The sequence below is a fragment of the Streptomyces sp. NPDC001100 genome (genome assembly GCF_053598575.1).
The window spans coordinates 33091-46191 of record NZ_JBSFKO010000005.1 but is presented as its reverse complement, the minus strand read 5'-3'; the positions used below and the strand labels follow the sequence as shown (position 1 = coordinate 46191).

Below are 13101 nucleotides of genomic sequence, written 5' to 3'. Positions count from 1 at the left end.
GCCTCGCCGTCGGCGGCCGTCCGTGCGTGCGATCCGTCGAAAAGCGGACCTCACCTGTGAAGGTGCCTCGCCGCCGGCTGCCGCCCGTGCGTGCGATCCGTCACAGGTCCGCTGCAGTAAAGCCCCGATCCTGGCCGAAAAGGGGGCGCTGTCTGCCTCGGCTCGTACACTCACCTGCGTGGATACGACCCTTCATGACCCTCTCGTCGGGCAGTTGCTCGACGGCCGCTATCGCGTCGACGCGCGGATCGCCGTCGGCGGGATGGCCACGGTCTACCGGGCCGTGGACACCCGCCTGGACCGGGTTCTCGCACTCAAGGTGATGCACCCGACGCTGGCGGCCGACGCCTCCTTCGTGGACCGTTTCATCCGCGAGGCCAAGTCGGTGGCGCGGCTGGCGCATCCGAACGTGGTGCAGGTCTTCGACCAGGGCGCCCAGGGGGCGTACGTCTATCTGGCGATGGAGTACGTCGCCGGCTGCACCCTGCGGGACGTGCTGCGCGAGCGCGGGGCGCTGCAGCCGCGGGCCGCGCTGGACATCCTGGAGCCGGTGCTGGCCGCGCTGGGTGCCGCGCACCGGGCCGGGTTCGTGCACCGGGACATGAAGCCGGAGAACGTGCTCATAGGGGACGACGGCCGGGTCAAGGTCGCCGACTTCGGGCTGGTCCGGTCCGTGGACACGGTCACCAGCACCACGGAGAACGTGCTCGGCACGGTCTCGTATCTCGCGCCGGAGCAGATCGAGGGCGGCACGGCGTCCCCCCGGGTCGACGTGTACGCGTGCGGTGTCGTCCTGTACGAGATGCTCACCGGCCAGAAGCCGCACGACGGGGACTCCCCCGCGATCGTGCTCTACAAGCATCTGCACGAGGACGTCCCGCCGCCCTCGGCCCTCGTGCCGGGGCTGGCGTACGAGCTGGACGAGCTGGTCGCCACGGCCACCGCGCGCACGCCGGACATCCGGCCGTACGACGCGGTCTCGCTGTTCGGTCTGGTCCGCGAGGCGCGGGCGGGGCTGAGCGACGAGCAGTTGGACGCGGTGCCACCGCAGGCGCTGACCTCGGAGCATCCCGACTCCGAGAACCGTACGAGTGTGATCCCGCGCTCGCTGACCGTGCCGCGTCCGCTGCCGGTCAACGAGGACGACGAGCGCGGTGACCCGTTCAACCGGACCAGCCGGTTCGAGAGCGGGCCGCCGCTGCCGCCCCGGCGGCGCGACGCGCGGCGGCCCCGGCGCGGGCTGCTGGCGATCATCGCCGCCGTGCTGCTGATCATCGGGGTCGGGACGGGCGTCTGGTACATCAACTCCGGCCAGTTCACCAAGGTCCCGCCGCTCCTCGCGAAGACCGAGGCGCAGGCGAAGGAGCGGCTCCAGGAGGCCGGTCTCGACGTCAAGTCGGTCAAGCACGCCTACAGCGACACCGTGAAGCGCGGCACGGTCATCAGCACCGACCCGGTGGCCGGCGCCCGTATCCGGGACAACGACTCGGTGGCCCTGACCATCTCGGACGGACCCGAGACCGTGAAGGTGCCCGATCTGACGGGCTACGCCCTGGCCAGGGCGCGGGCCCTGCTCAAGACGGACGGGCTGGCGGCCGGCATGGTCACCAGGGAGTTCAGCGACGATGTCCCCAAGGGCTTCGTGATCAGCACGGATCCCGAGGCGGGCACCGAGCGCCACGCGGGCTCCGCGATAGCGCTGACCGTCAGCAAGGGCAGCGCGGTCGACGTGCCGGACGTCACCGGTGAGGACCTGGACCAGGCGAAGTCGGACCTCCAGGAGGCCGGTCTCACGGTGAAGGTGTCGGACACCGAGGTCACCTCGGAGTACGACGCGGGCCAGGTCGCCCGGCAGACCCCGGCCGGCGACAGCCAGGCCGCCGCGGGCGACACGGTGACGCTGACCCTGTCCAAGGGCCCGGAGATGGTCGAGGTCCCGAACGTGGTCGGCGCGAGCGTGGACGCCGCGACCAAGCTCCTGGAGGAGTCCGGCTTCGAGGTCAAGGAGGACCGCGGACTGCTCGGCCTGTTCGGCGACACCGTCAAGAGCCAGTCCGTGGACGCGGGCGAGCAGGCTCCCAAGGGGTCGACGATCACGATCACCATCCGGTGACCGGGGCGGCACGCGCGCGTGACACCCTGGACGGGTGAGCAGCGCGTCCCCCTCCCGCATCCCTTCCCGCAACCCCGTCGGCGGCCATGTCCCGGTGGCCGGCGGTCTCCACTCCGTGGGGCTGTCCTACGCCCGTGAGCTGGCTGCCGAGACCGTGCAGGTCTTCGTCGCCAACCCGCGCGGCTGGGCGACACCGGCCGGGAACCCGCGCCAGGACGAGGAGTTCCGCGCGGTCTGCGAGGCCGAGTCCATCCCGGCGTACGTGCATGCCCCGTACCTGATCAACTTCGGCTCGCACACCGAGGCCACCGTGGAGAAGTCCGTCGAGTCGCTGCGGCACTCGCTGCGGCGGGGCCGGGAGATCGGCGCGCTCGGTGTGGTCGTGCACACCGGGAGTGCGACAGGCGGGCGGGAGCGGGCGGTGGCGCTGGCCCAGGTGCGGGAGCATCTGCTGCCGCTGCTCGACGAGTTGACCCACGACGACGACCCGTTCCTGCTGCTGGAGTCCACGGCCGGCCAGGGTTCCTCCCTCTGCTCCCGGACCTGGGACTTCGGGCCGTACTTCGAGGCGCTGGACGCCCATCCGAAGCTGGGCGTGTGCCTGGACACCTGCCACATCTTCGCCGCCGGGCACGATCTGACCGGTCCGAGCGGGATGCACCAGACGCTCGACCTGCTGGTGGACACGGTCGGCGAGGGACGGCTGAAACTGATCCATGCCAACGACTCCAAGGACGTCGTCGGCGCTCACAAGGACCGCCACGAGAACATCGGTTCCGGGCACATCGGCGAGGATCCGTTCCGCGCGCTGATGACCCACCCGGCGACCGAGGGCGTACCGCTGATCATCGAGACGCCCGGCGGCAGGGAAGGGCACGCGGCGGACGTGGAGCGGCTGAAGAAGCTCAGGGACTCGTAGCCGCGAAGGGGCTTACAGCTCCGGGCCCTCGCCGGGTCCCTCCTGGTACGAGTACCGCTGTTCCTTCCACGGGTCCCCGACGTTGTGGTACCCGCGTTCCTCCCAGAAGCCGCGCCGGTCGGCCGTCATGTACTCGACGCCCCGGACCCACTTGGGGCCCTTCCAGGCGTACAGGTGCGGGACGACCAGGCGGAGCGGGAAGCCGTGTTCCGCGGTGAGGAGTTCGCCGTCCTTGTGGGTGGCGAAGATGGTGCCGTCGGCGGCGAAGTCGGCGAGCCGGAGGTTGGCGCTGAAGCCGTACTCGGCCCAGACCATGACATGGGTGACGGCCGGTGACGGCGGGGCGGTCTCCAGGATGGTGCGGGCGGGGATGCCGCCCCATTCGGCGCCCAGCATGCTGAACTTCGTGACGCAGTGCAGATCGGCCACGACCGAGTCGTAGGGCAGCGCCGTGAACTCCTCGTGGTTCCAGCAGTGCTTCTCGCCGTCGGCGGTGGCGCCGAAGACGCTGAACTCCCAGCGCTCGGGGCGGAACTTGGGCACCGGGCCGTAGTGGGTGACCGGCCAGCCGCGCTGAAGTCGCTGGCCGGGCGGCAGCTCGGACTGTTCGACCCCTCTCTGACCCATGGCTCCATCCTGACAGACGGGGGGCGGTGCACATGACCGGCTCTGGGCGGATTCGGGCAACTCCTACTAAGCATGCACTTACTGGACGACGTCTTCGCGCCGGTGCAATCATGCGGCGCAACCCGCCAGTCCCCCCGTTTTGGAAGGAGCCTCTGCAATGCAGGGCGACCCCGAGGTCCTTGAATTCCTGAACGAGCAGCTCACCGGTGAGCTGACCGCGATCAACCAGTACTGGCTGCACTACCGCATCCAGGACAACAATGGCTGGACCAAGCTCGCCAAGTACACGCGTGAAGAATCCATCGACGAGATGAAGCACGCGGACAGGATCACCGAGCGCATCCTGATGCTCGACGGCCTGCCCAACTACCAGCGGCTGTTCCACGTCCGGGTCGGTCAGACGGTCACCGAGATGTTCCAGGCGGACCGGCAGGTCGAGGTCGAGGCGATCGACCGCCTCAAGCGGGGTATCGAGGTGATGCGCGCGAAGGGCGACGTCACGTCCGCGAACATCTTCGAGGACATCCTTGAGGACGAGGAGCACCACATCGACTACCTCGACACACAGCTCCAGCTGATCGAGCAGCTCGGCGAGGCGCTCTACATCGCGCAGCAGATCGAGCAGCCCAGCTAGGGTCCGCTACGCGGCTTCCTCCAGCTCGGCGAGGACCGGCTCGCCCTGGTCGGCCAGCTCACGGCGGGGGCAGGCGCCCCGGCCCAGCAGTGCCTGGATACGGCGTACGCACGACCCGCAGTCGGTGCCCGCCTTGCAGGCCGACGCTATCTGCCGGGGGGTGCAGGCACCGCCCTCCGCGTGCTTCGCGACCTGCGCCTCGGTCACACCGAAGCAGTTGCAGACGTACACGCGGGTCACCTCCCGGGCGGGTTCGAAATCAGTCGCGCCATCCCGACAATCGGTGAGGCTAACCTAACCTTACCCGCCGCGCAGGTCCCGCAAAAGTGCCGTGGGGCGGGGATCGTATGTGATCCCCGCCCCACGGCACTCTGCTGTAACAGGTGAAACGGTTACTGGTCCCTGTACATCTCGGCGACGAGGAAGGCCAGGTCGAGGGACTGGCTGCGGTTCAGGCGAGGGTCGCAGGCCGTCTCGTAGCGCTGGTGCAGGTCGTCGACGAAGATCTCGTCGCCGCCGCCCACGCACTCGGTGACATCGTCACCGGTGAGCTCGACGTGGATGCCGCCCGGGTGGGTGCCGAGGCCCTTGTGGACCTCGAAGAAGCCCTTCACCTCGTCGAGCACGTCGTCGAAGCGGCGGGTCTTGTGACCGGAGGCCGCCTCGTACGTGTTGCCGTGCATCGGGTCGGTGATCCAGGCGACGGTCGCGCCGGACGCGGTGACCTTCTCGACCAGCTCGGGCAGCTTGTCGCGGACCTTGTCCGCGCCCATCCGCACGATGAAGGTGAGCCGGCCCGGCTCGCGGTCCGGGTCGAGGCGCTCGATGTACTGCAGCGCGTCCTCGGCGGTCGTCGTCGGGCCGAGCTTGATGCCGATCGGGTTGCGGATCTGGGAGGCGAACTCGATGTGCGCGCCGTCCAGTTGCCGCGTGCGCTCGCCGATCCACACCATGTGCCCGGAGACGTCGTAGAGCCGGCCGGTGCGGGAGTCGACCCGGGTCAGGGCCGACTCGTAGTCCAGCAGCAGCGCCTCGTGCGAGGAGTAGAACTCGACGGTCTTGAACTCCTCCGGGTCCGTGCCGCAGGCCCGCATGAAGTTCAGCGCGTTGTCGATCTCCCGCGCGAGCTGCTCGTAGCGCTGGCCCGAGGGGGACGACTTCACGAAGTCCTGGTTCCAGGCGTGCACCTGGCGCAGGTCGGCGTAGCCGCCGGTGGTGAAGGCACGCACCAGGTTGAGCGTGGAGGCGGACGCGTTGTACATCCGCTTCAGGCGCTCGGGGTCCGGGATACGGGCCTCTTCGGTGAAGGCGAAGCCGTTGACGGAGTCGCCGCGGTAGGTCGGCAGGGTCACGCCGTCGCGGGTCTCGGTGGGCTTGGAGCGCGGCTTGGAGTACTGGCCGGCGATCCGGCCGACCTTCACGACCGGCACCGAGGCGGCGTACGTCAGCACGGCGCCCATCTGGAGCAGGGTCTTGAGCTTGTTGCGGATCTGGTCGGCGGACACCGCGTCGAAGGCCTCGGCGCAGTCGCCGCCCTGGAGGAGGAACGCCTCTCCCTTGGCGACGGCCGCCAACCGGGCACGCAGCTGGTCGCACTCGCCCGCGAAGACGAGCGGCGGATACGACGCGAGGTCCGCGATCACTGCGCGCAGAGCCTCGGTGTCGGGGTACTCGGGCTGCTGCGCCGCGGGCAGGTCTCGCCAGGTGTTGCCAGCGCTGGCGCTGGTCTTAGCGTTCACGGTCACGTCCTCAACATTACGGGGTCGTGTCGAGTCGTTTTCGCACGGCTCGACAGGTGAGACGCCCCAATGCTCACCTGCGCGTGGGGTAGGGTGCGTGCCATGTTCGCGCATTCGACCCAGAACTGGTGGTGGACCGCTCATCCGGCGGCCCACTGACTGCGCGTACTCCCAGTACTTCGCGAAGGCCGCCCGAGGGGCGGCCTTCGGCGTTTCCGGGGTCGTTCCTCCTCCATCGACGACAGAGGAACCATGGACCTGACACAGCTGCTGACCGACGACCGACCGTTCGCCCTGCTGCGCCGCCGCACGCCGGGCCACGACGAGAACACGGTGGAGGTCTTCCTCGGCCCGGTCTCCACCCACGACCGCCTCGCGGACCTCCCCGCCGAGGGCCTGGCACTGATCCCCTACCGCCAGATCCGCGAGCGCGGCTTCGACGTCCGCGACGACGGCGCTCCCCTGGTCTTCCTCACCCCCGAGGAGTCGTACGGCATCCCGCTCTCGGACGCCCTGGACCAGCTGCCCGCGCACGACGTCCGGGTCGAGGGCGGCGGCTTCGACGTCGGCGACGAGCAGTACGGGGAGATCGTCGGGCGGGTGCTGCGGGAGGAGATCGGGCGGGGCGAGGGCGCCAACTTCGTCATTCGGCGGACGTACGAGGGCGAGATCCCGGGGTACGGCAGGGCGGACGCGCTGGCGTTGTTCCGGCGGCTGCTGGTGGGTGAGCGGGGCGCGTACTGGACGTTCGTCGTGCACACCGGGGAGCGGACGCTGGTCGGGGCCAGTCCCGAGGTACACGTCCGGATGTCCGGCGGCACGGTCGTCATGAACCCGATCAGCGGGACGTACCGCTATCCGGCGGAGGGGCCGACGCCCGAGCACCTGCTGGATTTCCTGGCCGACGGCAAGGAGATCGAGGAGCTGTCGATGGTCGTCGACGAGGAACTGAAGATGATGTGCACGGTCGGCGACATGGGCGGGGTCGTGGTCGGGCCGCGACTGAAGGAGATGGCCCATCTCGCGCACACCGAGTACGAGTTGCGCGGCCGGTCCTCGCTGGATGTGCGGGAGGTCCTGAAGGAGACCATGTTCGCGGCGACCGTCACCGGGTCGCCGGTGCAGAACGCCTGCCGGGTCATCGAACGGCACGAGACCGGCGGGCGCGGCTACTACGGCGCCGCGCTGGCCCTGCTCGGCCACGACTCCGGCGGCGCCCAGACCCTCGACTCCCCCATCCTCATCCGCACCGCCGACATCGACCCGGCCGGCCGCCTGCGGGTCCCGGTCGGCGCCACCCTGGTCCGCGGCTCCGACCCGGCGGGCGAGGTCGCGGAGACCCAGGCGAAGGCGGCGGGCGTCCTGGCCGCTCTCGGCGTACGACCGTCCCGGCCGCGCGAGGAGAGCACGCGCCCCCGGCTCGCCGACGACCCCCGGGTGCGCGCCGCCCTCGATGGTCGCCGCACCTCCCTGGCCCCCTTCTGGCTGCGGATGCAGGAACGGTCCGAGGAACTGACCGGGCACGCGCTGGTCGTCGACGGCGAGGACACCTTCACGGCGATGCTCGCGCACGTGCTGCGGTCGAGCGGCCTGGAGGTGACCGTGCGCCGGTACGACGAGGAGGGGCTGCGGGAGGCGGTGCTCGCGCACGAGGGGCCGGTGGTGCTGGGGCCCGGCCCCGGTGACCCCTCCGACACGGCCGACCCGAAGATGCGGTTCCTGCGGGCACTGACCGCCGAGGCCCTCCGCGAGAACCGGCACGGTGTCCTCGGCGTGTGCCTCGGGCACGAACTCATCGCGGCGGAGCTGGGGTTGGAGATCGTACGCAAGGAGGTTCCGTACCAGGGGGCGCAGACGGCGGTCGACCTGTTCGGGCGGCAGGAGACCGTCGGCTTCTACAACAGCTTCGTGGCGCGGTGCGACGACGAGGCCGCCGCCGAGCTGGGCGCCCACGGGGTGGAGGTCAGCCGTGGCGCGAGGGGTGAGGTGCACGCCCTGCGGGGGCCGGGGTTCGCCGGTGTGCAGTTCCACCCGGAGTCGGTGCTGACGCTCAACGGGGCTGCTGTCGTGCGGGAGTTGATGGGTCAGCTGCGGGGCACGAGCACGTTCTCGGAGCGGCGGCCGGCTGTGTAGTCGAGGACGTTGCGCACCGTGGCGTCGATGATCTGGCCGACGGCGTCCTCTGTGTAGTACGCCTGGTGGGAGGTGACCAGGACGTTCGGGAAGGTGACGAGGCGGGCCAGGGTGTCGTCGTCGACGGCTTCCAGCGACTTGTCGAGGAAGAACAGGCCCGCCTCCGCCTCGTAGACGTCCAGGCCCACGCCCGTGAAGCGGCCCTCGCGCAGTTCGGCGACGAGGGCCGCGGTGTCGATCAGGCCGCCGCGGCTGGAGTTGACGAGGATCGCGTCGTCCTTCATCGCCTTCAGCGCGTCGGCGTCGATGAGCCGCTGGGTGTCCGGGAGCAGCGGGACGTGCAGGGTGACCAGGTCGGACTCGGCGAGGAGCTGTTCCTTGGGGACGTAGACCATGCCGAGCTCGACGCACGCCGGGTTCTCGGCGACGTCCCAGCCCAGCAACCGCATCCCGAAGCCGTGGGCGATCCGGGTGAACGCCTCGCCGATCTTTCCGGTGCCGAGCACTCCGACGGTACGGCCGCGCAGGTCGCGGCCCATCAGCCCGTCGAGCCGGAAGTCGAAGTCGCGGGTGCGGGTCGCGGCGCGGACGATCCGACGGTTCACGGCCATCGCGAGGGTCCAGGCGAACTCGGCGACGGAGTACGGCGAGTAGGACGAGACGCGGGCGACCGTGAGGCCGAGACGCTCGGCCACGTCCAGGTCGATGTTGTTGAAGCCGGTCGAGCGCTGGGCGATCAGTCGGGTGCCGCCGGCCGCTAGGGTCCGCAGGACGTGGGGGTTCAGGTCCGCGTTGACGCTGGTGGAGATCGCCTCGTGGCCGGCCGCGATGGGGGCGGTGTCCTCGTCGAGGAAGACGCTCAGACAGCGGACCTCGTGGTGTCCCGCGAACGCGCTCTCGATCAGCGGCCGCTCGTCGGCCTGGACACCGAAGGCAAGGATCTCCACGACCGCTCCCGTTCTGGTGGGTTATGGGCCGAATATACGGCCGACAACCCACCAGCGCCGGTTCGGCCGCTTCAGCCGAAGAACACCCCGACCTCCTCGTACAGCTTCGGGTCCACCGTCTTCAGCCGGGCCGTGGCCTCCGCGATCGGTACGCGGACGATGTCCGTGCCGCGCAGGGCGACCATCTTGCCGAAGTCGCCGTCGCGGACGGCCTCGATGGCGTGCAGGCCGAAGCGGGTGGCGAGCCAGCGGTCGAAGGCGCTGGGGGTGCCGCCGCGCTGGATGTGGCCGAGGACGGTGGTGCGGGCCTCCTTGCCGGTCCGCTTCTCGATCTCCTTGGCCAGCCACTCGCCGACCCCGGACAGCCGGACATGCCCGAAGGAGTCGAGGGTGCCGTCCTTCAGGACGACATCGCCGTCCTTGGGCATGGCCCCCTCCGCGACGACCACGATCGGGGCGTACGAGGCCTTGAAGCGGGAGGTGATCCAGCCGCACACCTGCTCGACGTCGAAGCGCTGCTCGGGGATGAGGATGACGTTGGCACCGCCGGCCAGGCCGGAGTGGATCGCTATCCAGCCGGCGTGGCGGCCCATGACCTCGCAGACCAGGACCCGCATGTGCGACTCGGCGGTGGTGTGCAGCCGGTCGATGGCCTCGGTGGCGATGCCCACGGCGGTGTCGAAGCCGAAGGTGTAGTCGGTGGCGGACAGGTCGTTGTCGATGGTCTTCGGTACGCCGACGCACGGGACGCCGTACTCGTCCGAGAGCCGCGCGGCCACGCCCAGGGTGTCCTCGCCGCCGATCACGATGAGCGCGTCGACCTCCTGCGCGGCGAGGTTGGCCTTGATCCGGGCGATGCCGTTCTCCAGCTTCAGCGGGTTGGTGCGGGAGGAGCCGAGGATGGTGCCGCCGCGGGGCAGGATGCCGCGCACGGCGGGGATGTCGAGACGGACGGTGTCGCCTTCGAGCGGACCTCGCCAGCCGTCCCGGTAGCCGACGAAGTCGTAGCCGAACTCCTGGACGCCCTTGCGGACGATGCCCCGGATGACGGCGTTGAGTCCGGGGCAGTCGCCGCCTCCGGTCAGTACTCCGACGCGCATGGAAGATTCCCTTCGCCGCAGTTTCCTGTGACAGCCACGCTAATGGTGATCCAGGTCACAGAGGGATGGGCGGGAAGGTCAATTCACCTGAATTGTGGGGTAGTTGATCTAGCCGGTCCGGCTACGCGTCGTCGAGGCCGCGCTCTATCGCGTACCGCACCAGCTCCACCCGGTTGTGCAACTGGAGCTTGCCCAGGGTGTTCTGGACGTGGTTCTGGACCGTGCGGTGCGAGATGACCAGGCGCTCGGCGATCTGCTTGTAGCTCAGGCCCTTGGCGACCAGGCGGAGCACCTCGGTCTCGCGGTCGGTGAGTTGGGGCGCCTTCGGCTCGTCGCTGTCGGCGGCCGGTGCCGGGTCGGAGGCGAGGCGGCGGTACTCGCCGAGGACCAGTCCGGCGAGCCCGGGAGTGAACACCGGGTCGCCGACCGCCGTCCGGCGCACCGCGTCCAACAGCTCTTCCGTGGAAGCCGACTTGAGCAGATAGCCGGTCGCACCCGACTTCACCGCCTCCAGCACGTCGGCGTGCTCACCGCTCGCGGAGAGGACCAGGACGCGCAACGCCGGGTTGGCGCCCACCAGTTCCTTGCAGACCTGGACGCCGGGCAGCACCGGCAGGTTCAGGTCGAGGACCAGGACGTCCGGGGCGGCGGCCCGTGCCCGGCGTACGGCCTGTTCGCCGTCCCCGGCGGTGGCGACCACGTCGAAGCCAGACTCGGCCAGGTCGCGGGCGACCGCGTCGCGCCACATCGGGTGGTCGTCGACCACCATGACCCTGATCGGGCCCCGCTGCTCACTCATCGTGTCCCCGCCTTCCCCCGCGCCTTCGGTACTTTCAGTTCAACTTCCGTGCCCTGCCCGGGAATCGAGACCAGCTCGGCGCTGCCGCCGAGGTCCCGCAGCCGCCCCCGGATCGACAGGGCGACCCCGAGCCGCCCCTCCCCCTCGGCCTGCGCGAGCCGCCCCTCGGGGATACCGGGCCCGTCGTCCCGCACGGTCACCACGACCTCTCCTGGCTCGTCCTCGACCAGGATCCAGGCACGGGCGTCCGCACCGGCATGCCTGCGCACATTGTCCAGGGCGGCACCGACAGCCGCGGCCAGCTCCTTCGCCGCGGGCGCGGGCAGCGGCACCGGGGCACCGGGCTCGGCGAAACTCACCTTCGCGGCGGCGTACGGAGCGAGCAGCGACCGCAGATCCACCGGCCCGTCGTCGACCTCATCGGGTTCTTCCTCCACGGCTCTCACGACCGCACCCTCCGCCGCGTCCAGCGACACCCGGGAGACGGGCACCAGGCCGCCGGAGACCAGGGTGCGCAGCGCGATCTCCTGCTCGCCCGCCATCCGGCCCAGTTCGCCGGCCTCGCCGCCGAGCACGGCGCCGCGCCGCTGCACCATGGCCAGCACCTGGAGGACACCGTCGTGGATGTCCCGGGCCAGCCGCTCCCGCTCCCGGGTGGTGGCCTCGATCTCCAGGGCGCGGGCGAGGGTGCGCTCGGAGGCGCGGGCGACCTCCACGACGTAGCCGATCGCGATGGAGGCGACCCAGACGAGGACCACGTTGTGGACCGTGTCGCGGGCCGGGGAGCCGCGCTCGATCAGGTTGGCGACGGCGACCGGGGTGGAGGCGAACGCGGCCCAGCGCCAGCCGCCCTTGATGGCGTACGCGAGGACCGAGCCCGCGGTCCATATCGACGGCAGCGTGGGCCCGCCGCTGTCGATGTGGTGCGCGTCGGCCGCGAGCGGGGTGAGGACGATGCCGGTCAGCGCGATCGCGAGGTCGACGGCGAGGAAGCGCTTGGTGCAGGCGACCGCGCTCTGCACGCGGGGCAGGGTGGCGAGCGTCCAGACGAACAGGACGACGTAGAAGGCGATGGCGATGCCCGGACGGTCGAACTGGTCGTACTCGGAGGCGAACAGTCCGACCGCGTACAGCATGGTCAGCACCCGGTAACCGCTCAGGGCACGCCACAGCGGCTGCTCGACGGACATCCTGATGACACGCTCGCGCTTGGCCAACTCCCCCACCCCCGACAACAGACTGCCCCCGCTACGAGGACCCGGTCTGTTCCTTCTCCGCTTGTGCGAGCGCGGCCTTGGTGGCCTTGTCCGCTTCCTTCTCGGCCTTCGCCGCCTCCGCGATCTGCCGCTTGGCGGCGGTCGCGTAGATGTCGACGTACTCCTGGCCGGAGAGCTTCATGATTTCGTACATGACCTCGTCGGTCACGGCGCGCAGCACGAAACGGTCGTGCTCCATGCCGTTGTACCGGCTGAAGTCGAGCGGCCTGCCGATCCGGATGCCCGGGCGCATCAGCTTCGGCACGACCTTGCCGGGCGGCTGGATCTTCTCCGTGTCGATCATCGCGACCGGGATCACCGGGGCGCCGCTGGCGAGCGCCACGCGCGCGAGGCCACCGGGCTTGCCTCGGTACAGACGGCCGTCCGGGGAGCGCGTGCCCTCCGGATAGATACCGAACAGTTCACCGCGCTCCAGAACGTCGAGCCCGGCCTTGATCGCGGCCTCGCCCGCCCCGCGCGCACCCGAGCGGTCCACCGGAAGCTGGCCGGCGCCCTTGAAGAACGCGGCCGTCAGCTTGCCCTTCACCCCGGGCGTCGTGAAGTACTCGGCCTTCGCGATGAAGGTCACCTTGCGGTCGAGGACCGCGGGCAGGAAGAACGAGTCCGAGAACGAGAGGTGATTGCTCGCCAGGATGGCGGCACCCTCCGCCGGAATGTTCTCCAGGCCCTCCACCCACGGCCGGAAGGCGACCTTCAGCGGCCCACCGATGGCGACCTTCATCGTGCCGTACAACAACCGAGTGCCTCCTGTGCTCGTCGATCAGACCTTAACCCGGAGCGCTGTCAAAGGACCCGACGGCCCTGGTCGGTGTC

Annotated in this window: 13 protein-coding genes; 5 read left to right on the top strand and 8 right to left on the bottom strand. The window is 70.1% G+C overall.

Annotation, left to right across the window (positions count from 1 at the left end):
• The first annotated feature begins 178 nt into the window (after window positions 1-178).
• Together pknB and ACWDEW_RS08480 are read left to right on the top strand one after the other, a co-directional pair.
• Window positions 179-2113: a Stk1 family PASTA domain-containing Ser/Thr kinase gene (gene pknB / locus ACWDEW_RS08485; RefSeq protein WP_450510828.1), complete on the top strand. Its 1935-nt coding sequence runs from the start codon at window positions 179-181 to the stop codon at window positions 2111-2113.
• Window positions 2114-2147: 34 nt separating this feature from the next.
• Window positions 2148-3032 carry a deoxyribonuclease IV gene (locus tag ACWDEW_RS08480; protein WP_450510826.1) on the top strand — a complete coding sequence of 295 codons (885 nt, stop codon included), beginning with the start codon at window positions 2148-2150 and terminating at the stop codon, window positions 3030-3032.
• A gap of 12 nt (window positions 3033-3044) precedes the next feature.
• Here the strand turns inward: ACWDEW_RS08480 and ACWDEW_RS08475 are convergent, their stop codons facing one another.
• Window positions 3045-3659, bottom strand: a complete 615-nt coding sequence (locus ACWDEW_RS08475) for a sulfite oxidase-like oxidoreductase (RefSeq protein WP_450510824.1) — start codon at window positions 3657-3659, stop codon at window positions 3045-3047.
• A gap of 157 nt (window positions 3660-3816) precedes the next feature.
• Here ACWDEW_RS08475 and bfr point away from each other — a divergent pair, with 157 nt between their 5' ends.
• The gene (gene bfr / locus ACWDEW_RS08470; protein ID WP_019067787.1) at window positions 3817-4293 is read left to right on the top strand and encodes a bacterioferritin; all 477 of its coding nucleotides are present in this window, start codon (window positions 3817-3819) and stop codon (window positions 4291-4293) included.
• 6 nt (window positions 4294-4299) lie between these two features.
• Here the strand turns inward: bfr and ACWDEW_RS08465 are convergent, their stop codons facing one another.
• Together ACWDEW_RS08465 and ACWDEW_RS08460 are read right to left on the bottom strand one after the other, a co-directional pair.
• A complete protein-coding gene (locus tag ACWDEW_RS08465) occupies window positions 4300-4533 on the bottom strand; it encodes a (2Fe-2S)-binding protein (RefSeq protein WP_381242025.1) in 234 nt (77 codons plus the stop codon).
• Window positions 4534-4685: 152 nt separating this feature from the next.
• Entirely contained in the window at window positions 4686-6038 is a 1353-nt protein-coding gene (locus tag ACWDEW_RS08460) for a class II 3-deoxy-7-phosphoheptulonate synthase (RefSeq protein WP_450510822.1), read from the bottom strand.
• A 63-nt stretch (window positions 6039-6101) separates the two neighbouring features.
• Between ACWDEW_RS08460 and ACWDEW_RS08455 the strand changes: the two genes are divergently transcribed.
• Window positions 6102-6191 (top strand): trp operon leader peptide, encoded by a 90-nt coding sequence (locus tag ACWDEW_RS08455; RefSeq protein WP_450510821.1) that lies wholly within the window; start codon window positions 6102-6104, stop codon window positions 6189-6191.
• A 93-nt stretch (window positions 6192-6284) separates the two neighbouring features.
• Window positions 6285-8165, top strand: a complete 1881-nt coding sequence (locus tag ACWDEW_RS08450; RefSeq protein WP_450510819.1) for an anthranilate synthase family protein — start codon at window positions 6285-6287, stop codon at window positions 8163-8165.
• Here the strand turns inward: ACWDEW_RS08450 and ACWDEW_RS08445 are convergent.
• The 5 genes from ACWDEW_RS08445 to ACWDEW_RS08425 all read right to left on the bottom strand — a co-directional run bounded on the left by ACWDEW_RS08445 (window position 8117) and on the right by ACWDEW_RS08425 (window position 13009).
• Window positions 8117-9112 carry a 2-hydroxyacid dehydrogenase gene (locus ACWDEW_RS08445; RefSeq protein ID WP_450510817.1) on the bottom strand — a complete coding sequence of 332 codons (996 nt, stop codon included), beginning with the start codon at window positions 9110-9112 and terminating at the stop codon, window positions 8117-8119. The two genes, ACWDEW_RS08450 and ACWDEW_RS08445, sit on opposite strands and share 49 nt — an antisense overlap.
• A gap of 71 nt (window positions 9113-9183) precedes the next feature.
• The gene (locus tag ACWDEW_RS08440) at window positions 9184-10212 is read right to left on the bottom strand and encodes a 6-phosphofructokinase (protein ID WP_450510815.1); all 1029 of its coding nucleotides are present in this window, start codon (window positions 10210-10212) and stop codon (window positions 9184-9186) included.
• Window positions 10213-10333: 121 nt separating this feature from the next.
• Window positions 10334-11011, bottom strand: a complete 678-nt coding sequence (locus ACWDEW_RS08435; RefSeq protein WP_450510813.1) for a response regulator — start codon at window positions 11009-11011, stop codon at window positions 10334-10336.
• Window positions 11008-12228, bottom strand: coding sequence for a MacS family sensor histidine kinase (gene macS, locus ACWDEW_RS08430; protein ID WP_450510811.1), 1221 nt, complete (start codon window positions 12226-12228; stop codon window positions 11008-11010). The genes ACWDEW_RS08435 and macS overlap by 4 nt, the downstream gene beginning before the upstream one ends.
• Window positions 12229-12259: 31 nt before the next feature.
• A complete protein-coding gene (locus ACWDEW_RS08425; protein ID WP_450511377.1) occupies window positions 12260-13009 on the bottom strand; it encodes a lysophospholipid acyltransferase family protein in 750 nt (249 codons plus the stop codon).
• Between the last annotated feature and the right edge of the window lie 92 nt (window positions 13010-13101).

Bases quoted from the DNA above. Each gene is read 5' to 3' on its own strand.
- ACWDEW_RS08475 (WP_450510824.1), bottom strand. From the start codon at position 3,659: ATGGGTCAGAGAGGGGTCGAACAGTCCGAGCTGCCGCCCGGCCAGCGA.
- bfr (WP_019067787.1), top strand. From the start codon at position 3,817: ATGCAGGGCGACCCCGAGGTCCTTGAATTCCTGAACGAGCAGCTCACC.
- ACWDEW_RS08455 (WP_450510821.1), top strand. From the start codon at position 6,102: ATGCTCACCTGCGCGTGGGGTAGGGTGCGTGCCATGTTCGCGCATTCG.
- ACWDEW_RS08450 (WP_450510819.1), top strand. From the start codon at position 6,285: ATGGACCTGACACAGCTGCTGACCGACGACCGACCGTTCGCCCTGCTG.
- ACWDEW_RS08440 (WP_450510815.1), bottom strand. From the start codon at position 10,212: ATGCGCGTCGGAGTACTGACCGGAGGCGGCGACTGCCCCGGACTCAAC.
- ACWDEW_RS08435 (WP_450510813.1), bottom strand. From the start codon at position 11,011: ATGAGTGAGCAGCGGGGCCCGATCAGGGTCATGGTGGTCGACGACCAC.
- ACWDEW_RS08425 (WP_450511377.1), bottom strand. From the start codon at position 13,009: ATGAAGGTCGCCATCGGTGGGCCGCTGAAGGTCGCCTTCCGGCCGTGG.